19 protein-coding genes are annotated in these 18,761 nt (G+C 64.4%); 12 read left to right on the top strand and 7 right to left on the bottom strand.

The window, feature by feature from the left end; genetic code table 11:
- Positions 1 to 28: 28 nt before the first annotated feature.
- Positions 29 to 1,009, bottom strand: coding sequence for an SDR family NAD(P)-dependent oxidoreductase (locus HBE63_RS15870; RefSeq protein ID WP_166905593.1), 981 nt, complete (start codon positions 1,007 to 1,009; stop codon positions 29 to 31).
- Positions 1,010 to 1,172: 163 nt separating this feature from the next.
- Between HBE63_RS15870 and HBE63_RS15865 the strand changes: the two genes are divergently transcribed.
- The 9 genes from HBE63_RS15865 to HBE63_RS15825 all read left to right on the top strand — a co-directional run bounded on the left by HBE63_RS15865 (position 1,173) and on the right by HBE63_RS15825 (position 11,934).
- Positions 1,173 to 2,819 (top strand): nitric oxide reductase activation protein NorD, encoded by a 1,647-nt coding sequence (locus HBE63_RS15865; RefSeq protein WP_371815032.1) that lies wholly within the window; start codon positions 1,173 to 1,175, stop codon positions 2,817 to 2,819.
- A gap of 153 nt (positions 2,820 to 2,972) precedes the next feature.
- Positions 2,973 to 3,821 carry a CbbQ/NirQ/NorQ/GpvN family protein gene (locus tag HBE63_RS15860; RefSeq protein ID WP_166905591.1) on the top strand — a complete coding sequence of 283 codons (849 nt, stop codon included), beginning with the start codon at positions 2,973 to 2,975 and terminating at the stop codon, positions 3,819 to 3,821.
- A gap of 85 nt (positions 3,822 to 3,906) precedes the next feature.
- Positions 3,907 to 5,022, top strand: coding sequence for an ABC transporter substrate-binding protein (locus tag HBE63_RS15855; RefSeq protein WP_166905590.1), 1,116 nt, complete (start codon positions 3,907 to 3,909; stop codon positions 5,020 to 5,022).
- 1 nt (position 5,023) lies between these two features.
- Entirely contained in the window at positions 5,024 to 6,154 is a 1,131-nt protein-coding gene (locus HBE63_RS15850; protein ID WP_166905589.1) for a spirocyclase AveC family protein, read from the top strand.
- Entirely contained in the window at positions 6,147 to 7,037 is an 891-nt protein-coding gene (locus HBE63_RS15845; RefSeq protein ID WP_166905588.1) for an SDR family oxidoreductase, read from the top strand. The genes HBE63_RS15850 and HBE63_RS15845 overlap by 8 nt, the downstream gene beginning before the upstream one ends.
- Positions 7,030 to 8,499, top strand: a complete 1,470-nt coding sequence (locus HBE63_RS15840; RefSeq protein WP_166905587.1) for an aldehyde dehydrogenase family protein — start codon at positions 7,030 to 7,032, stop codon at positions 8,497 to 8,499. Before HBE63_RS15845 ends, HBE63_RS15840 begins: the two co-directional genes overlap by 8 nt.
- Positions 8,500 to 8,506: 7 nt before the next feature.
- Positions 8,507 to 9,715 carry a cytochrome P450 gene (locus tag HBE63_RS15835; protein ID WP_166905586.1) on the top strand — a complete coding sequence of 403 codons (1,209 nt, stop codon included), beginning with the start codon at positions 8,507 to 8,509 and terminating at the stop codon, positions 9,713 to 9,715.
- A gap of 49 nt (positions 9,716 to 9,764) precedes the next feature.
- Complete coding sequence (locus tag HBE63_RS15830; RefSeq protein WP_166905585.1) at positions 9,765 to 11,033, top strand: cytochrome P450; 1,269 nt, start codon at positions 9,765 to 9,767, stop codon at positions 11,031 to 11,033.
- A 25-nt stretch (positions 11,034 to 11,058) separates the two neighbouring features.
- On the top strand, positions 11,059 to 11,934 hold the full coding sequence (locus HBE63_RS15825; RefSeq protein ID WP_166905584.1) for a mycofactocin-coupled SDR family oxidoreductase: 876 nt from the start codon (positions 11,059 to 11,061) through the stop codon (positions 11,932 to 11,934).
- A 3-nt stretch (positions 11,935 to 11,937) separates the two neighbouring features.
- Here HBE63_RS15825 and HBE63_RS15820 read toward each other — a convergent pair whose 3' ends face one another.
- Positions 11,938 to 12,618 (bottom strand): TetR/AcrR family transcriptional regulator, encoded by a 681-nt coding sequence (locus HBE63_RS15820; RefSeq protein WP_166905583.1) that lies wholly within the window; start codon positions 12,616 to 12,618, stop codon positions 11,938 to 11,940.
- A gap of 123 nt (positions 12,619 to 12,741) precedes the next feature.
- On the opposite strand from HBE63_RS15820, the gene HBE63_RS15815 reads away from it, so the two are divergent.
- The 3 genes from HBE63_RS15815 to HBE63_RS15805 are packed head-to-tail and all read left to right on the top strand — an operon-like array spanning position 12,742 to position 14,906.
- Positions 12,742 to 12,879, top strand: coding sequence for a hypothetical protein (locus tag HBE63_RS15815; protein WP_166905582.1), 138 nt, complete (start codon positions 12,742 to 12,744; stop codon positions 12,877 to 12,879).
- Positions 12,876 to 13,658 carry a spirocyclase AveC family protein gene (locus tag HBE63_RS15810; protein ID WP_166905581.1) on the top strand — a complete coding sequence of 261 codons (783 nt, stop codon included), beginning with the start codon at positions 12,876 to 12,878 and terminating at the stop codon, positions 13,656 to 13,658. The genes HBE63_RS15815 and HBE63_RS15810 overlap by 4 nt, the downstream gene beginning before the upstream one ends.
- Positions 13,659 to 13,709: 51 nt before the next feature.
- On the top strand, positions 13,710 to 14,906 hold the full coding sequence (locus tag HBE63_RS15805) for a cytochrome P450 (RefSeq protein WP_166905580.1): 1,197 nt from the start codon (positions 13,710 to 13,712) through the stop codon (positions 14,904 to 14,906).
- A gap of 32 nt (positions 14,907 to 14,938) precedes the next feature.
- On the opposite strand, the gene HBE63_RS15800 is transcribed toward HBE63_RS15805, so the two are convergent.
- From HBE63_RS15800 to HBE63_RS15780, 5 genes are all read right to left on the bottom strand, one after another.
- Positions 14,939 to 15,274 carry a hemophore-related protein gene (locus HBE63_RS15800; protein ID WP_166905579.1) on the bottom strand — a complete coding sequence of 112 codons (336 nt, stop codon included), beginning with the start codon at positions 15,272 to 15,274 and terminating at the stop codon, positions 14,939 to 14,941.
- A 126-nt stretch (positions 15,275 to 15,400) separates the two neighbouring features.
- Positions 15,401 to 16,765, bottom strand: a complete 1,365-nt coding sequence (locus HBE63_RS15795) for a cytochrome P450 (RefSeq protein WP_166905578.1) — start codon at positions 16,763 to 16,765, stop codon at positions 15,401 to 15,403.
- Positions 16,766 to 16,808: 43 nt separating this feature from the next.
- Positions 16,809 to 17,003: a ferredoxin gene (locus HBE63_RS15790; protein WP_166905577.1), complete on the bottom strand. Its 195-nt coding sequence runs from the start codon at positions 17,001 to 17,003 to the stop codon at positions 16,809 to 16,811.
- Between the two features lie 34 nt (positions 17,004 to 17,037).
- The gene (locus HBE63_RS15785; RefSeq protein WP_371814759.1) at positions 17,038 to 17,913 is read right to left on the bottom strand and encodes a mycofactocin-coupled SDR family oxidoreductase; all 876 of its coding nucleotides are present in this window, start codon (positions 17,911 to 17,913) and stop codon (positions 17,038 to 17,040) included.
- A gap of 44 nt (positions 17,914 to 17,957) precedes the next feature.
- Positions 17,958 to 18,659: an SDR family NAD(P)-dependent oxidoreductase gene (locus HBE63_RS15780; protein WP_166905575.1), complete on the bottom strand. Its 702-nt coding sequence runs from the start codon at positions 18,657 to 18,659 to the stop codon at positions 17,958 to 17,960.
- Between the last annotated feature and the right edge of the window lie 102 nt (positions 18,660 to 18,761).

Genomic DNA, 18,761 nt, shown 5'->3' with positions numbered 1-18,761 from the left:
ATCGCCGATACGGGACCGGCAACCGATCCTACCGACCCGCAACTCGGGTCTCCGGAAACGCGACATCGGCGTTGTCTGGCATGGCGCTGACACCTCGTCGGTCACACACCTGCAGTACCTCGTCGACGATCGAGTCCGGCACGATGAACTTGTCGGTGGAGGATATTTCGTCCAGGTGCTTCTCGATGTCCTCCGCGGCAGGCTCACTGCCCGCGCCCGCCAGCCAGCCATCGCTCAGCCCGACGAAGACCCGTGCGTACCGTCCGGCGCACGCCGAGTAATTGCGGTGAGTGAAGGTACAGCCTCTGCTTGCGAGGAAGGTCACCAGCGGCACGACGAGTTCGGGTCGAATGGCTTGCATGAAGCCTGACTCGGCCAGGAACTTCTCATCGCCGACTGTCTCGGTGACCATTCGTGAAAAGCCGGTGGGCAGTACGGTATTCGAGCTGATGCCGTGCGCCGCGCCTTCGATGGCGATGACGTTGGACAGCCCGACGAGTCCGGTTTTGGCCGCCGCGTAATGAGCCTCCATCGGCTGACCGAAATTGCCTGCCGACGACGAGATGAAAACGAAACGCCCGTAGGACTGCTGCATCATCACCTGGTATGCGGGCCGGCTGAGGTAGAAGCCGCCGTCGAGATGCACCCGCAGCATGTGTCGCCAGTCATCGGCGCTGAGTTGTTCGAACGGAATGCTGTTGAAGATGCCCGCGTTGCTGACCACGGCGTCGAGTCGGCCGAAGCTCTCGATCGCCGAGTCGACGATCGCCTGGCCACCTTCGGCACAGTCCACCGAATCGTAGGACGCGACTGCCCGTCCGCCCGCTTTCTTGATTTCCTCGACCACTTGGTCGGCGACGCTGGTGTCCGTACCGACTCCTCCCATGGAGCCGCCGATGTCGTTGACGACCACGGACGCCCCCCGGCGAGCCAGATCGATGGCGTAAAGCCGGCCCAGTCCGCGTCCGGCGCCGGTCACCACGGCAACCTGGCCGGCGAAGTCGATCATGTTGCACTCCTCGCTGATTCGCGCCCATCAAGGCGGTTGATTGACTCTAGTCGGGCCGAACTCTACGGTGGAACAGATATTTGGTCAAACAGTCGAACCTGGTGAGTGCGGAGGTGGTCGGGTGTCCGACGGCAGTCAGGGTGAGCGGCGCTCCGGACTGAGCATGCTGGCGTCCGCGCTCGCGGCCCGACCGGTTGCCGTGGCTGCAGCCGGCGCGGGCACGCCGCCGTGGACCGACGGCCAGACCGTGTTCGTCGACCCCTCGATGTCGGCGCGCGCGCAGATCGAATCGGTAGCCGTGCAGGCGTCGCTGATCGCCGCGGGCAGCCTGGACCCGGAAGTTGTCGGTGCCCTGGTCCGCCATCGGCGGCTGGCCAACCGCTACCTGGCCGTCGAGGGGCACCGGGCGCTGTTGGCCAACAACGCCCTGTTGCCGGGTTCCCTTGGCGCGCTGGCTGATCGAGGAATGGGCGAGCGTAGCGATTCGGCCGTGGCATCCCTCGAGATCGCGCGTGGACGGAATGCAGTGGCAGATCCGCCACCGTGTTTCGGTGCGATCCACGCCAAGAAGATCGTGACCGCGTGCGCGGTGGCGGCCAAGCGGGACGATCAGGAATCGGCGGGCCATGTGCCGCGACGGCGCGGCGCCCAGGAGCTCGAGGAATTAGGCGAAGACAACGTCGACGACTCCGATGATCCCGATCTGTTCTCCAGCCCCGTCGGTGGCGGCGGTGCCCTCGGCAAATGGCTGAAGAAACTGTTGTCCTCGGCACGCAAGACCGGCGGCAGCGGCGGGGGACCGCCCGGCGCCGACTCCCCGACGCATCGCACCAACTCGACGAAGCGTGGGCTGCACGCGGTGTCATCGCTGGCGACGGCGTCGTCGGAGGAGATCGTCGACATCAAGACAGAAGGTGTGAAGTATCCGGAATGGGACGCCGAACGTAAGACCTATCGGCTCGACTGGTGCACTGTCCGTGAGGCCGACCCGCAGATCAAGGCGCACGCCACCCAGCAGATCGAAGATGCGATCAGTGTGCGGCGCCCGCTGGCGCGCCTGGGCATGGGCCTACATCGTCGTCATCGTCAGCCCCAGGGTGACGACATCGACATCGATGCCGCCATCGAAGCGCGGGTCGAAGTCCGCGCCGGGTCGGTGCCCGACGAGGCCGTCTACCTCGACAGTCTGCGACGCCGGCGGGACCTGTCGGTGCTGCTGCTGTTGGATGTGTCGGGCTCGACCGCGGAGCCGGGCACCGTCGGGCGCACGGTGCACCAGCAGCAGCGCACGGCGGTAGCCCACCTGATGGTTGCGCTGCACGACCTGGGTGACCGGGTATCGCTGTACGCCTACTACTCCCAGGGGCGCTCATCGGTGACGATGGTTCCGGTGAAGCGGTTCGACGATCACCTCGATGCGCAGGTGATCCGGCGGCTGAACAGCCTGGAACCCGGTGCGTACTCGCGACTCGGGGCGGCCATCCGGCATGGTTCGGCGGTGTTGGAGGAGCGTGGTGGCACGTCGCGGCGGCTGTTGGTCGTGCTGTCCGACGGGCTGGCCTATGACCACGGCTACGAGCGGCCCTACGGAGCCGCCGATGCCAGGCGTGCCCTGATCGAGGCTCGGCGCCGGGGGACCGGATGTGTGTGCCTGACCATCGGTGCCAGCACGGATGTCGACTCGTTGCGCCGGGTTTTCGGTAGCGCAGCGCACGCCACGATCTCCACCCCGGACCAGCTCGCCGGCGTGGTCGGACCGATGTTCCGCTCGGCGATCCGCTCAGGCGAGGTTCGTCGTCGGGTGTCATGAAGGTGCTTCGGTCGCGGTGATGCCAAGTCGCAGAGTGCAGTTGGTGACATCGACCCGTCGGCAGCCGACGTAACAAATGGTTGAAACAAACATCTGTTCCGGTTAGGCTTTCTTTAGTACCGCATCGGGGCGGATACAACGAGAGGTGTGTTGATGGCCAACGAGTCCGGGCTCGCTTACCAGAACGGTGCCAGTTCGCAGACCGACGGCGCGCGTCCCTATTACAAGCCTGTCGGCAACGAGGAGACGGTGTTCAAGGCGGCCTACCGCCAAGGCCTGTCGCTGGTGCTGAAGGGGCCCACCGGTTGCGGCAAGACGCGTTTCGTCGAGGCGATGGCCCACGATCTCGGGCGGCCGCTGATCACCGTCGCCTGCCACGATGACCTCACCACCGCCGACCTCGTCGGTCGCTACCTGCTGCGCGGCGACGAGACGGTGTGGGTGGACGGTCCGTTGACCCGCGCCGTGCGAGAGGGCGCGATCTGCTACCTCGACGAGGTCGTCGAGGCCCGGCAGGACACCACCGTGGTGCTACACCCCCTCGCCGACTACCGTCGTCAGTTGCCCATCGAGCGCCTCGGCATCACGCTGGACGCGGCACCGGGATTCGGCCTGGTCGTGTCGTACAACCCCGGTTATCAGAGCGTCCTCAAAGATCTCAAGGACTCGACGCGCCAGCGGATGGTGGCCATCGAGTTCGGCTTTCCGGAACCCGTCGTCGAAGAGGGCATCGTCGCCCATGAGGCGGGCGTGGATCATGCCACCGCTGTCGAGCTGGTCCGCTTCGGGCAGGCCATCCGGCGGCTGGAGACCGGAGGATTGCGTGAGGTCGCATCGACCCGCGTGCTGATCGCGGCGGGGCGCCTCATCGCCGAGGGATTGCCGGTTGCGCTGGCCGCCAGGGTGGCCATCGCGGGGCCGTTGACCGACGACGTCGCGGTGAGCCGTGGTCTTCACGAGTTGATCGACGTCTACCTGGGCGAATCGGCATCAGGTGATTGACGCAGTGTCCCGCCCCCGTTAGGTTCAGAACAAATATTAGGTCGACACAGCCGTTACTTCGATGAACGCCGTCCACGGAGGTCAGATGTCGTACGAAAGCACCGCGGAGCCCATCAAGGTCGGATACCTGATGGACTTCACCCTGCCCCCGGGATTTCCCGAGGAGCTGTTCGCGTCCTTCACCCGGTGCTTCGACCTCGTCTTCGAAGAGGCGGTGGAACAGGGACTGATGGACCGGCCGGTGCAGATGATCTACCGCGAGGTGGAGGGGCTGCCGAAGGGCTCGGTCAAGGCGGTCATCGATGCGTACGCCGAGCTCGTCGACGAGGGCTGCCTGGTGGTGTTCGGGCCGAACATCACCGACAACTGCGTGCCGCTGCGGGAAGCCATCGAGGAGCGCTTCAAGGTGCCGGCGATCAGCGTCACGGGAACCGACGACTGGCTGGGTGAATGGACGTTCTCCTTCCCCCAGGGCTCGATGACCGACGAGCCGATCTTCCTCGCCGATCTGGCGGCCAAACGGGGCCTGTCGGAGATCGGCGTGCTGGTCGAGCAGAGCCTGATAGGCGAGAGCTACCTGAAAAACCTCCGAACTGCATGCCGACGCAAGGGAATTCGGATCGTTGCCGAGGTCGCGATCGCGCAGACCGCGCAGGACATCGACCAGGCGGTGCGGACACTGCACGAAGCCAAGGCCGAGGCGATCGTGCACCTGGGCTTCGGTTTCGGCATCGTGTTCATCAACCCCGCTCTGGAGGCACTCGACTGGGACCCGCCGCGCTTCACGACGACGGCGTTCCAGAACGCCTGGGTGAACCCGATCATGTGGAACGCCTTCATGGGCTGGATCGGCGTCGACCAATACGACGAGGGCAACCCGATCGGCCAGGCCTGGTTGGACCGCTATGCCGCGAAGTACGACGGAAGTCGGCCCGAGTACTGCGTCTCGGTGGTCAACCACGACGTGGCCGCCACCCTGGTTCGGGCCTTCACCGACTCCCACCCGCTGAGCCCGCGCGGAGTCAAGGAAGCGCTCGAGCGGGTCAAGATGATGCCCGCCGCCTCCGGTGCACCGGGAACCCGGGTTTCTCTGGGGAAGTGGACCCGACGGGCCTGGATGGGCTCTGGGTATCTGGTCGCCCGCACGCTCGATGCAGATGGCATCAATTCGCACCTGGTCGATCGGTTCGGGGAGGAATAGCGTGACAACGAGAGAATCGTTACCGCCCGATACGAAGGTCGACCGGCCGCCGCGCAAGGGGCCGAACTGGGGCCGGTGGATTGCGCTGATCGGATGGCTGGGCTTCTGGGGGATGTTCCTCTCCGTTGCGCGGACGGACGTCCACCCGCGCGTGGCCAACCCGAACGTCGAAGGGCGTCCGCGTCCGGTTGAGTTTCTGACGGCATTTGATCACTGGCAGATCATCCCGCAAGTCGGCGCCCTGCTCATGGTCGTGGTGCTGACGATCGTGTTCATCCGTGCCTGGCGGCGCAATCCCGGCAGCCCGGTGCTCTTGATGGTGTTGGTCACGACGGTGATCGTGTGGCAGGACCCGATCATGAATTGGGCGCCCTACGCGGTGTACAACCCGGCGTTGGTGCACTGGCCGGAAAACTGGCCGCTGATCATGATGTCGCCGACGGTCGAACCGTTCATCGTGTTCGGCTACGTGACGTTCTACTTCGGCCCCTATTTCCCGGCCATCTGGCTCCTGCGCAAGTGGCAGGCCAAACGCGGTCCGGAGGCGTTCGTCAGCAGGCATCCACTGATCAGCCTGGGCGGCTTGGTGTTGGTGATCGGCTTCATCTTCGACGCCTTCCTCGAGGTCAGCCTGGTGCGCACCGGGCTGTACATCTACTCCCAGGCAATCCCGTTCGGCACGCTGTTCCCCGGCAGCACGTTCCAATTCCCGCTGATCTGGGAGTCGCTGGCGGTGACCTTCGTGATGATTCCGGCAGCGATCCTGGTCTACCGCGACGACACGGGCAAAGCGGTGGCGGAGAAGCTCGCCGCGAAGGCCAGGCTGTTCCCGAAAAAGCCGGTACTCGGCACGTTCTTGGTGATGTTCATGATCGTCAACGTTGCGTACTTCGCCTACGGAAGCTGGTTTTGGGCCATCAAGGCCAGCGGGTTGGCCACCTCAGTCGCCTGCCCGTGGCCGTATCCCGAAGCGAAGATTTATGACCCGCAGGGCTATTACCGGGCGAACGGAGCGGAGGGACCGTACTCGGTAGGCAAGTGGTCCACCTGGCAGCAGGGGCCGGCCAGCAACCCTGACGTAGAGCTGGGTTCGAAGAGCGACCGGTGCGCATCGGAGAACCAGAATGGGTGAGCATCGAACAGTCGTCATCACGGGCGCGTCCCGTGGGCTCGGCTTCGCATCGACCACGCACCTTTATCGCGAGGGGTGGCGCGTGGTCGCGGCGATGCGCACCCCGGATCGCGGAATGCCGCTGCTGCGCGAGGCTACCGGAGCCGGTCAGGACGACGACAGGCTGATCGGGATTCAGCTCGACCTCACCGACGGTGCCTCGATCGCCGCGGCGGCCAAGGCGATCGAGGAAGCCGTCGGTGCGCCACATGCGTTGGTGCACAACGCCGGCATCTCGGCGGCAGGAATGGTCGAGGAGACGTCGCCGGAACTCTGGGAACGCATGTTCGCGACCAACATCTTCGGTCCGGTGGCACTCACCAAGTCGCTTCTGCCGTCCATGCGCGCGGCTGGGCGCGGCCGCATCGTCTTGATCTCGAGTGCGGCAGGTGTGCGTGGAATGCCCGCGACCGCACCGTATTCAGCCGTCAAGGGTGCGCTGGAACGGTGGGGCGAATCGATGGCCGGGGAGGTCGCGCCATTTGGGATCGGCGTCACGATCCTGGTTACCGGGACATACGACACGGAGATCATCACCGATGCCGGAACCACCGACGACCGCGATCTGGACGGGCCGTACGCGCCGCACCACCGCACTATGGACAAGCGTGGGCGGGCCATGATGAAGCGCGCGGCCAGACCACCCGAAGTATTCGCTGCGGGCCTGGCCAAGGCGCTCGAGGGCTCGAAGCCGTTCGTCAGGACGGCGGTCGGGCCCGATGCGCGAATGTTGTTGATCGCCAATCGCATACTTCCCTCTGCGGGGCTGCACCAGATGACGAGGCTGATGATGGGAATCCCGCGGTTCGGCGCGCTGCGAGGGGAAGGTGCAGACCATGGCTGACTTCGAATCGAGGATGCTGATCGACGGCAAGCTCGTCGACGGCGAGGCAGGCACGTTCACCAACATCAACCCGGCGAATGAAGAGGTCCTCGGCGAGGTCTCGGATGCGTCGAAGGCAGATATCAACCGGGCCATCGACGCGGCCCGTCGGTCCTTCGACGAGACCGATTGGTCGACCAACCACCAACTCCGTAAGCGGTGCCTCGAACAGCTACACGACGCCGTCGAAGGCGAGTTGGAGGAGTTGCGTGAAGAACTCATCGCCGAAGTCGGGGCACCGCGTGCGGTGACGCACGGCCCGCAACTCGACGCGCCGCTGGCGGACGGCCTCAAATACCCGGCCCGGCTCATCGAAACCTTCCCGTGGGAAACCGATCTCGGCGACACCGTGGTGTCCGTCACCGGCGTCAACACCACGCGCAAGGTGTGGCATGAACCGGTCGGTGTCGTCGGCGCCATCACGCCGTGGAACTTTCCGTTCGAGGTCACCATCAACAAGCTGGGACAGGCCTTGGCGACCGGGAACACCGTCGTACTCAAGCCCGCGCCGGACACCCCGTTCAACGCCACGCGACTGGGCCGGCTCATCGCCGAGAACACCGACATACCCGCCGGGGTGGTGAACGTGGTGACGGCATCGGACCATCTCGTCGGCGAAGAACTCACGCTGTCACGCAAGGTCGACATGATCTCGTTCACCGGTTCGACCGCCGTTGGCAAGCGGATCATGGAGAAGGGCGCCGCGACGATGAAGCGGTTGTTCCTCGAGCTGGGCGGCAAGTCGGCGACGATTGTGTTGGAGGACGCCGACTTCAACACTGCGTGCCTGATCGGTATCGGCCCGCTGATGCACGCCGGCCAAGGGTGCGCGGCTCCCACCCGGATGCTGCTGCCTCGCTCCCGGTACGACGAGGGCGTCGCGATCCTCAAGACCATCTACGAGAACATCGCCGCCGGTGACCCGCAGGACCCCGGCACTCTCTGTGGTCCGGTCATCTCGGCCAAACAGCAGGCACGCATCCTCGGATACATCAGGAAAGGTGTCGACGAGGGCGCCACGATGCTGGTCGGCAGCACCGAGGCCCCGAAGCAGTTCGACAAGGGATTCTGGGTCAAACCAACACTTTTCACCGACGTGGACAACTCGATGACGATCGCCCAGGAGGAGATCTTCGGCCCCGTTCTGGTGGTCATCCCCTATGAGGACGAAGAGGACGCCATTCGCATCGCCAACGACAGCCCTTACGGACTCGCCGGCAATGTCATGTCGGGCTCGCTGGAACGCTCGCTCGCGGTGGCGCGCCGGCTGCGTGCCGGGTTCATCGGGCTCAACGGCACCGCGGGTTACGGCGCAGACACCCCCTTCGGCGGCTACAAGGACAGCGGCGTCGGACGCCAGAACGGCATCGCCGGATTCGAGCAATACACCGAAATTAAGTCCGTCGCATACCCGGCCAGCTAGGAGCAGCATGGAACAGCTTTTTGACGACCTCGAGGACTTCGGCTCCTTCGACGACGCCGTATCAGGAGATGTCCGGGATCCCTTCCCGGAGTTGGCCAGGCTTCGGCGCGAAGAGCCGATCCAGCGGATCGACATGTCCGCGATGCCAGGGGAGGAGGGCAAGCCGGTCTTTATTGTGTACCGCTACGAGGACGCCCAGCAGATGCTGCGAGACAATCTGACGTTCTCGTCGTCAGGGGTCATCGCAGCGTTCGGTCCAGTGTTGGGTGATCGCGTGATGCTGGGCATGGACGAACCGGTGCACGGCCGCCTGCGTTCGTTGGTGTCCAAGGCGTTTTCGCAAAAGGCCCTGGCGCGTTGGCAAGACGAGTTGGTGGGCCGCGTCGGCAATGAGCTCATCGACAAATTCGCCTCGGACGGCAAGGCCGACCTGGTCAAGCAATTCACCTTCGACTATCCGAGCCGGATCATCGCGGGCCTGCTGGGGTTGCCGGAGCAGGACTATCCGCAGTTCCAACGCTGGTCCATCTCACTGCTGAGTTGGATCATGAACCCGGAACGCGGGCTGGCGGCATCGGCCGCGCTGTGCGACTACTTCGCACCGATCTTGCAGGCCCGCCGGGCCGAGCCGAAGGAAGACATGATCAGCCTGCTCGCCGAGGCCGAGATCGACGGCGAGAAGCTGACCGATGAGGAGATCTTCTCGTTCCTGCGACTGCTGTTGCCGGCCGGCGTGGAGACCACCTATCGATCATTGGGAAATCTGCTGTTCGGGTTGCTCACGGACACAGCGCAACTGGATGCCCTCCGCGCGGACCGGTCGCTGCTCCCACCGGCCATCGAGGAAGCGGTGCGCTGGAATCCACCCCTGCTGACCATCACCCGCACTGCCACCTGCGACACCGAACTCGGCGGCGTTCAGATCCCCGAGGGATCGTCGGTCATGCCGATGCTCGGTTCGGCGAACCGGCAGGAGGATCGGTGGGAGAACCCGGACGAGTTCGACATCTTCCGGACACCCAAGGGGAATCTCGGCTGGGGCCACGGGGTGCACGTGTGTCTGGGCATGCACCTGGCGCGGCTCGAAATGCGCACCGCCGTAAACCTTCTATTGGATCGGTTGCCCAATCTGCGGTTGGACCCGGACGGAGACGACCCGCACATCCGCGGCCAGGTCTTCCGTTCGCCGACCTCCCTTCCGGTCCTGTTCGGATGACAACTCTGGGGATTGCTCGCGCAAGGAAAAGTGACCAGGAGAGCCTGAGATGACCGACTTCGCAGAAGTGGATTTCTTCACCGACGAATCCCTCGTTCCGGACCCGTATCCCTACTTCGACCATCTGCGGTCGAAATGCCCTGTCACCCAGGCGACGCCATTCCACGTGCTGGCCGTAACCGGGTACGAGGAGGCGCTGGCCGTCTACAAGGACCCGGCGTTCTCGTCCTGCGTAGCCGTCGCTGGACCGTTCTCCGGCCTGCCGTTCGGGCCCGGTGACACCGATGACGTCTCGGAGCTGATCGAGGAGCATCGGCTCGCGGTCCCGATGGGTGAGCACATCACCGCGCAGGATCCGCCATTGCACACCCGCACCCGCGGCCTGATGAACAAGCTGATCACGCCCAAGCGCCTCAAGGAGAACGAAGACTTCATGTGGCGGCTGGCCGACCAGCAGCTCGACACGTTCGTCGACAAGGGCGGCTGCGAATTTCTCGCCGACTATGCAAAGCCGTTCTCGCTGCTGGTCATTGCCGACTTGCTGGGCGTGCCGGCCGAAGACCACGAGGAATTCAAGGCGGTGTTTGCCCTGGAGACCGTCGGTGAACTCGGCAAGGAGGCACCGACCACGCACAACCCCCTGCAGTGGCTCAATGAGAAGTTCTATGCCTACATCGAGGACCGCAGGCGTGCGCCGCGTGAGGACGTGCTGACCGGGCTGGCCCAGGCCAAGTACGAGGACGGCTCGACACCCGAGATCGAGGACGTGATGAACCTGTCGACGTTCCTGTTCGCAGCGGGAACCGAGACCACCACCAAGCTGGTGAGTTCGGCCGTGCGGTTCATCGGGGACAACCCGGGATTCGAGAAGCTACTGCGCGAGGATCGCAGCAAGATCCCGGCCTTCCTGGAAGAGACCCTGCGGCTGGAGAGCCCGGTCAAATCACATTTCCGGATGGCGAGTAAGACGACCAGCATCGGTGATGTCGAAGTACCGGCCGGGACGACCGTGATGCTGCTACCGGGAGCGTGCAACCGTGATGAGCGGAAGTTCCCCGATCCCAATGTATTTCACCCCGATCGAGCGAATGTACGCGAACAGATCGCCTTCATCCGCGGTGTCCACTCGTGCCCGGGTGCTCCGCTGGCCCGGGCCGAGGGCCGGATCTCACTCAACCGGATCCTCGACCGGATGAGCGGCATCACCATCTCCGAGGAACATCACGGCCCCGCGGACGAGCGCGACTATGCCTACGAGCCGACGTTCATCATGCGCGGGCTCGCCGCCCTACACATCACGTTCACACCGCTCGGCTGAGCACGCACAACAAGAGGAGCACACGATGACCGGAAAACTCGACGGCAAGGTCGCTTTCATCACCGGTGCCGCGCGCGGTCAGGGCCGCGCACATGCGGTTGCCATGGCCAAGGAGGGCGCCGACATCATCGCGGTGGACATCTGCCGTGACATCCCGTCCAATCCCTATCCGCTGGCCACACCGGAGGATCTCGCCGAGACCGAACGCAAGATAAAGGAACTCGGCCGTCGGGTCGTTGCACGGGTGGCCGACGTCCGCGAGCGTCATGAGTTGCGCGACGCGGTCGAGGCGGGGATCGCCGACTTCGGCAAGATCGACATCGTGGTCGCCAACGCGGGCATTCTGCCGATGGCGATGGGCAATCCTGATCCGATGGGCTTCGTCGACGCTTCCGACGTCGACCTGGTGGGCGTGATGAACACCGTCGCGGTGGCGATCCCGCATCTGCCCGACGGCGCGTCGATCATCGTTACCGGTTCCACGGCGGGCATGATCCGCGGCACCACGACCAGCCCCGACATGGGCCCGGGCGGCGCCGGGTACGGCTGGAGTAAGCGCATCGTGATGGAGTACGTCGACGAGATGTGTCTTCACCTGGCGCCGAGGATGATCCGGGTCAACGCCATCCACCCGACCAACTGCAATACCCATCTGCTGCAGAACGAGGGCATGTACGGGGTGTTCCGCCCCGACCTCAAAGCCGCAGGGAAGGTAGCCACCCGCGAAGACGCCGAACCGCTGTTCAGCCTGTTCCAGGCCATGCCGATCCCGTACATCGAACCGGAGGACATGGCCAATCTCGGGGTGTTCCTGGCCAGCAAGGACAGTCGCTACATCACCGGGCAGCACATCCGCGTCGACGCGGGTTCATTGCTCAAGTGGCCCAACGGGCCCCAGTAGTTCTCATTCGGGTCGGTGCAGGAAGCCGTGTAGGAGGGCTTGTGCGAGCTCGTCGACGATTGCCTCCCGCGATGGGGGGCAATCGCCGAAGAAGGTCGAACGCAGCGCGACCATGCCGACAATCAGGGCCACCGCCGAGTGGGCCGGCAGATCTGGATGTGCCGATCGCAGTCCGCGCAAACGCATACCCTCCGCGCTGATCTGACCGAGCAGGCTCAGCGCTCGTCTGATGTCGGCGATACCCGCATTCTCGATGTCTTCCGCACTGAGACCGTCTGACGCGACGAGGGTCAGGAGAAGGCCCTGATGCGCCACGAGCACGTCGTAGAGCTGGCCGACGAACTGCCGGGTCAGCTGATCTTCGTCGGTCTCCTCCGGGACGACGGCCTGCCAGGTGGTGCCGAAGCCGTCGACAAAGTCGGTGAAGGGCAGCACAAGTGCCTCCCGGAACAGGCCGGCCTTTGAACCGAAGTGACGGAACAACAGGTATTCACTGACGCCTGCCGCCTCGGCGATTTCCCGGGTCGTCGTGCTGCGGTAGCCCTGCCGGGAGAACAGCTCGCGACCCCCGTCGAGCAACAGCCTGCGGGCCTCGCCGCGGGGCCGGCGGACGGACGAATCCGAATTCGGCTTGGAGGACCGAGACCCGGCCGGCTGCTTCGGTGCCGAACGTCCCTGGGCCATGGCCGATCTCTCCTATTTTCTCCCTGCCGGTGCTGTTCCGGTCTTCACCATAGGCGACCTTGACCAACGCCGTTTAATAGTGTCCACTATTAAAACTGAAACGTCGTGTCCGAGGAGGTGGCAGTGGGCGCAATCATCATGTTGGGCACTCTGTTTGGCCTGATCGTCCTGATCGTCGGCCTGGTGCTTTATTTCGACCCGGAGGCGCGTCGCTCACCGCCTGAGCCCCAGCCCACATCGGGGCCGGTGGTGGACCAGTGACCGTACAGTTCTTGATCAACGCCGGGGTGGCGTTCGCGTACATCAGCGGTCTGGGTTTCCTGGCCGTCGGTATCTACCTGAGTGTGCGACGTGGGCGCCTGCACCCGTTGCTGCTGTTGTGCATCTCGGCGCTCTCGTTCTCCTGGATCGAGGCACCGTACGACTGGGCGGTGTATGCGCAGTTCCCGCCCGAACTCCCGCGGATGCCGTCCTGGTGGCCGCTCAACATGACCTGGGGCGGCGGCTTGCCGTCTGCGGTTCCGGTGGGCTACATGGGGTACTTCGTACTGCCGGCCATCATCGGTGCGGCACTCGGCCGTTGGGTGTGCGGGAAGTGGAACTGGCGTCGACCACAGACCCTGCTGGCCGTGGGCTTCGCTGTCGGATTCCTCTGGGCCTTGTTCTTCAACGCGATCATCGGTGCGCGGCTCGGCCTGTTCTACTACGGCTATGTGATCGAAGGTTTGGGGCTGTGGGAAGGAACAAAGCACCAGTACCCGATCTACGACGCCATCGCGATGGGTCTGCAGATGATGGTCTTCACGTATCTGTTGGGCCGCACCGATTCCGAGGGCCGCAACGTGATCGAGATATGGGCCGACAAGATGTCGGCGACTCGCCTGCAATCGGGTGTGCTGTCGGCGATCGCCGTGATCGTGGTCGGACACGCGGTCTACGCCTCGGTTTTCGCGCCGCACCTGGTCACCAAGCTCGGGGGTTGGGTGACCGCAGGGCCCACCGAGCAGTTCTTCCCCGGGGTGCCGAATCAGCCCAAGTAGCACCCGCGGTGAATCGCCAGGCACACAGCATGATTGGAAGGCAATACGACAGTGACGGTCGACCCAGCGGCGGAGTTGTATTACGACCCCTTCGACTTCGCGATTGATGACGATCCGTATCCGATCTGGCGACGTATGCGTCAAGAAGCTCCGCTGTACCACAACGACAAGTACAAGTTCTACGCGCTGAGCCGCTACGACGATGTCGCCAAGGCCCTGCCCGATTGGGAGACGTATCGGTCGGGGCGGGGCACGACCGCGGACATTCTGTTCAGCGGCATCGAGGTGCCGCCGGGCATCCTGCTGTTTGAGGACCCACCGCTGCATGATCTGCACCGGCGTCTGCTCTCGCGCGTCTTCACGCCCCGGCGCATGCTGGCCGTCGAAGACCTGGTCCGTGGATTCTGTTCTAGGGCACTCGATCCACTGATGGACAGCGACGGATTGGACTTCGTCGCCGACCTCGGCGCGATCATGCCGATGCGCACCATCGGCTACCTGCTCGGGATTCCCGAGCAGGGACAGGAGAAGATCCGTGACCGCACCGACAAGAGCATTTCAGTCGCGAGTGAGGCCGGGGACGTCAGTGCGACAGTTTTCGCCGAGTCCCTCGCAGAGTTCGCCGAGTACATCGAGTGGCGGGCAACCCATCCGTCCGATGACCTCATGACCGAACTGCTCAACGCGGAAGTGGAGGAGCCGGATGGATCGCGGCGCCAGTTGGACCGCACCGAAGTTCTCGCCTACACGGCCATGATCGCCGGAGCCGGGGGAGAAACCACCGCTCGGCTCATCGGTTTCATGGGGCAGCTGCTCGGAGAGCACGCCGCCCAACGCCATGAACTCGCCGCCGATCCGTCATTGATCCCGTCGGCCGTGGAGGAGACACTGCGCTTCGAGCCGCCGTCACCGGTGCAGGCGCGTTACGTCGCGCGCGACGTCGAACTGTACGGGCAGACCGTGACCGAGGGGTCCTACATGCTGCTGCTCAACGGCTCGGCCAACCGGGACGACGCCCGGTACAGCGATCCGGACCGCTATGACATCCACCGTAAAGGCAGCCATCTGAGCTTCGGCCAGGGTCTGCATTTCTGCCTCGGCTCGGCGCTGGCCAGGCTTGAGGCTCGGGTGGCCTTCGAAGAGGTCTTGAAGCGGTGGACCGACTGGGAGGTCGACTACGAACACGCGAGCATGGCCCACACCTCAAGCGTGCGGGGATGGGCGCGGATGCCGGTCAAGACCGGGTGACCACGCCAGGGTCTGTTCGCGCAGCCAAAAGCTCAGTAGTTGTTGCAGCTGCCCGCGATCGAGTTGATCGGCCCGAAGTACTCCTGAGCGGCCGGGTTGGACTGCAGCTGGGCCACGGTCTGCTGACGCTGGGCGGGCCCCGAGGCCAGGAAGTTACGCAATGCACCCTGGGCGAACGGGGAGGCGTTGAACTGCTGGGCCAGGTCGGGACGCTGCGCGTTGAGCGCCGCCATCACCTGCTCGTAGCTACATGTGGTGTTGACCACGCCGCTGAAATCGGGTTGGGCGGCTGCCAACCCCGTCGACAGCCCAACGGACAGGGCCAGCCCGCCGAGAGCGGCCGCGATGTACTTGAAAGACTTGATCACCTGTTGGAACCCCCATGTTGTTCGCCCAAGAAGGCGACGCCTTGCACGTTTGCCGAACCCGACCTCATTCGAGGTTAACAGGCGGCAGACGTACAAGGCGTCCTCGCGAAACCGCTGTCGGTGGCGTCAGTCGATGACGGCGGCTTCCTTGCGCTCGGTGATCGGCCGGGCCAACTCCTGCTCATTGCAGAGGCGCTGCAGCTTCTCCAGGGTCTCGTCCAGGCCGGGGCCCAGCTTCTTGCCCGGGGTGAATCGCGCCGGCAGATTCCGCATGCCCTGAATGACGCCGATGGTGTCGTAGTGCACGGTGCCCTCCGGATCGCACACATAGTCGGGCATCCGATCCAGCACCGCGGTGAGCATCGACTTGAACACCGTGCGCGCCACGTTCGAACCCACACAGCGGTGCACACCGATACCGAAGCTGAAGTGCCGGTTGCCCTTGCGATCCAGCACGACCTCGTTGGGCCTGTCGAACACCGACGGGTCCCGGTTGGCCATCGCCCAGGACAACCACAGCCGCTCGTACTGCTTGAACTGATGCCCCGCAACCTCGACGTCCTCGGCGAAGGTGCGCCCGTCACCGGGTGCCGGGGTGAAGAACCGAAGGAACTCCTCGGTCGCGGGGTGCAGCAGGCTGTCTCGCTCCCGGCTGAGCCGCTCACGTTCGTCGCTGTGCTCGCCGAGCCATTCCAGCGCGTGCGCGGTGAGCGCCGTCGTGGTGTCGAAACCTCCACCGATGACCAGGCCGAGGTTGCCCAGGATCTCCATGTCGGGAGCGGGTTCGCCGTCGATCCGCAACTGCAGCAGAGCATTCACCAGACCCGGCCGAGGGGTCTCCCGGATCTCCATCATGTTGTTGATGATGTCGATGCCCATTTCGCGGTGCTGCTCGTTGATCTTCTCCCGGTCGGGAGAGTGTTCGGGCGTGTACACCGAGGCGTGGGTCGGTTCGCTGTAGACGTTCCACTTCTTCAGCTCGATACCCATCATGGCCAGCGTGAAAACCGCGGGCACCACGTTGGCCAGGTGCTCGACGAAGTCGATCTCGCCGGACTCGATGTGCTCGTCGAGTGCGGCCCGGGTGATCTCGTCGACGAACGGTTCCCAGCGCTTGATGGCCGCGGGAGACAGATACGGGTTCAGAGCACCGCGGTAGGCGCTGTGTTCGGGCTCGTCCATTTCGAGGATGCCGCCGCGAACGACGGTGGCACGGCTGGCCTTCGGGATCGTGATGCCCTGATACGGCGTCTCACCGCTGATGTCGTGGTGGTTGGACACCACTGGACAGCGAGCCAGCTCGAACACGTGCTTGCTGTCCGCGGCGATCCAGTGCCCGTTGTAGACATCGGTCCAGGCCATCGGGCACTTGGCCTGCATCTCCTCGGTGATGTCCTGGAACTGCTCCCGGTACTCCGGGGTGTGTCGGTCGAAGTGGATCTTGTGTTTCTTGCGTTCGTCGTCGGTAACGACATCGCGGTCGATACTCACGGCGTTGTCTCCCTTTGTCATTGGCCGGCCAACTTGGCCGTCGTCATTCCTCGATGAGGATGGCTTGCTCGGGGCAGGACTGCGCTGCTTCCCGGACCGCGTCCTCCTGATCGGAGGGCACCACATCGGAAACCGGTGACGCGTGACCGTCGACGTCATCGAGGACGAACGAGTCCGGCGCGATCATCGAGCACAGGGTGTGCCCCTGGCATCGACTGGCATCAACCGAAACCTTCACTACGCCAACTCCTTTCGATTCGCTGAACGCGGAATCAGACGTGGTAGTCGTACCATTTGAGGTACCCGCCGGCATCGACACGCAGTTGCATGCCGGTGACGTAACGTGCCTCTTCCGAGGCCAGCCACAGCACCGCGTTGCTGATGTCCTCCGGCTCGATGAAGTTGACCTTCATAGCCTGCTGCACACCGAACACGGGCTCGGCGTCGGCGCGGGTGGGGTTCTCCAGATCCGGCCGGAAGGAGCGGTACATCGGCTCGCTCTGCAGCATGTTGGTGTTGCAGTTGGTGGGGTGGATGACGTTGGCGCGAATGCCGCGCACCGCCAATTCGGTGGCCAGCGCATGCACGTATTCGGAGATGAGCCGCTTGGAGACCATGTAACCCATGCCGCCTGGGTCGGCGCCCGGGTTGGGCTTGTTGTGGGCGTCCATCAGCGCGGCGGCAGATGCGGTCGCGATGATCGAAGCGCCCTCCTTGAGGTGTGGCAGCGCGACCTGGATGGCGTTGATGGTGCCCACAAAGTTGGTGTTGATGCCGTCGGTCCACGCCTGCATCGCGGGCTGGCCCTTCATCGCGGCGACGCCGGCTTGAGCCACGACGATGTCGAGCTTGCCGAACTCCGCGAGCCCTGATTCCAGCGCGCCCCGCAATTCGGCCTCGTTGCGGACATCGGCCTGGGCGGTGACGATGCGTCGGCCGGTCTTCTCGACGTAGTTCTTCGTCTCTTCGAGGTCTTCAGCCGTCGCCATCGCATAGCCGACGGTGTCGTAGTTCTTACAGATGTCGACCGCGATGATGTCGGCACCCTCTTCGGCCAGCCGAACCGCGTGGCTGCGGCCCTGGCCACGTCCCGCGCCGGTGATGAATGCGACCTTCCCGGCTACCCGGCCTTCTACGCTCTTTCCCACAATTGTCCTTTCGCTGATGGTGTTTCGGGTGCGCCGCATGCGCGTCAGGTATTACGGCCGCCGTTGACGCCGAGGATCTGGCCGGTGATGTATCCGGCCTCCTCGGAGGCGAAGAAGGCGCAGGCGGCGGCGATGTCTTCAGGCTTGCCCATCCGCCGAACCGGGGTCTGCTCGATCTGTTTGTCGGTGTTCCCGAGGAAGCCTTTGCCTTCGGCCTTGCGGAGCATCGGGGTGTCGATGAAGCCTGGCGGCACGGCGTTGACCGTGATGCCGTTGGGGCCGAGTTCCAGGGCGAGGCTCTTGGTCAGGCCGTTGACTGCGGACTTCGCCGCAACGTAGGGCGACATGAAGGGCTGGCCCGAATGCGTGCTCGACGACGAGATGTTGACGATGCGACCCCAGCCGGCCTCGAGCATGTCCGGCAATGCCGCCTGGATGCAGTGGAATACGCCGTTGAGGTTGACGTCGATGATCTGCTGCCACTTCTCGAACGAGACATCGCTGAAGCGCTTGAAGCAGTCCAGGCCGGCCGCGTTGACCAGCACCGAGATCGGGCCGAGTTGGGCGCGAACCGCATTGAGCGCGGTATCGACTGCGTCCCGGTCGGTCACATCGGCGACATGGGCGAACTCGTCATCCGACGGCTGCAGGTCGAGTATCGCGACATTGAGCCCGTCGGCGCGCAAGCGGGCGGCGATGGCCGCCCCGATGCCCGAACCTCCTCCGGTGACAACGGCATTCTTCATCACAGTTCTCCGGTCGCCGGGCGATGCCGGACTTTCTCAGGGGTCAAGAATCATCCTTCCGATTATGAGAACCGTACTCTCGGATCGCCGTGCACCGCAAGA

The sequence above is a fragment of the Mycobacterium sp. DL440 genome, assembly GCF_011745145.1.
In the GTDB taxonomy this organism is placed as follows: Bacteria; Actinomycetota; Actinomycetes; order Mycobacteriales; family Mycobacteriaceae; genus Mycobacterium.
This window is presented reverse-complemented; position numbering and strand designations above follow the sequence as displayed.

Excerpts from the sequence above, each read along its gene's own strand:
- HBE63_RS15870 (WP_166905593.1), bottom strand. The coding sequence starts at position 1,009 with ATGATCGACTTCGCCGGCCAGGTTGCCGTGGTGACCGGCGCCGGACGC.
- HBE63_RS15865 (WP_371815032.1), top strand. The coding sequence starts at position 1,173 with ATGCTGGCGTCCGCGCTCGCGGCCCGACCGGTTGCCGTGGCTGCAGCC.
- HBE63_RS15860 (WP_166905591.1), top strand. The coding sequence starts at position 2,973 with ATGGCCAACGAGTCCGGGCTCGCTTACCAGAACGGTGCCAGTTCGCAG.
- HBE63_RS15855 (WP_166905590.1), top strand. The coding sequence starts at position 3,907 with ATGTCGTACGAAAGCACCGCGGAGCCCATCAAGGTCGGATACCTGATG.
- HBE63_RS15845 (WP_166905588.1), top strand. The coding sequence starts at position 6,147 with ATGGGTGAGCATCGAACAGTCGTCATCACGGGCGCGTCCCGTGGGCTC.
- HBE63_RS15840 (WP_166905587.1), top strand. The coding sequence starts at position 7,030 with ATGGCTGACTTCGAATCGAGGATGCTGATCGACGGCAAGCTCGTCGAC.
- HBE63_RS15835 (WP_166905586.1), top strand. The coding sequence starts at position 8,507 with ATGGAACAGCTTTTTGACGACCTCGAGGACTTCGGCTCCTTCGACGAC.
- HBE63_RS15830 (WP_166905585.1), top strand. The coding sequence starts at position 9,765 with ATGACCGACTTCGCAGAAGTGGATTTCTTCACCGACGAATCCCTCGTT.
- HBE63_RS15825 (WP_166905584.1), top strand. The coding sequence starts at position 11,059 with ATGACCGGAAAACTCGACGGCAAGGTCGCTTTCATCACCGGTGCCGCG.
- HBE63_RS15820 (WP_166905583.1), bottom strand. The coding sequence starts at position 12,618 with ATGGCCCAGGGACGTTCGGCACCGAAGCAGCCGGCCGGGTCTCGGTCC.
- HBE63_RS15780 (WP_166905575.1), bottom strand. The coding sequence starts at position 18,659 with ATGAAGAATGCCGTTGTCACCGGAGGAGGTTCGGGCATCGGGGCGGCC.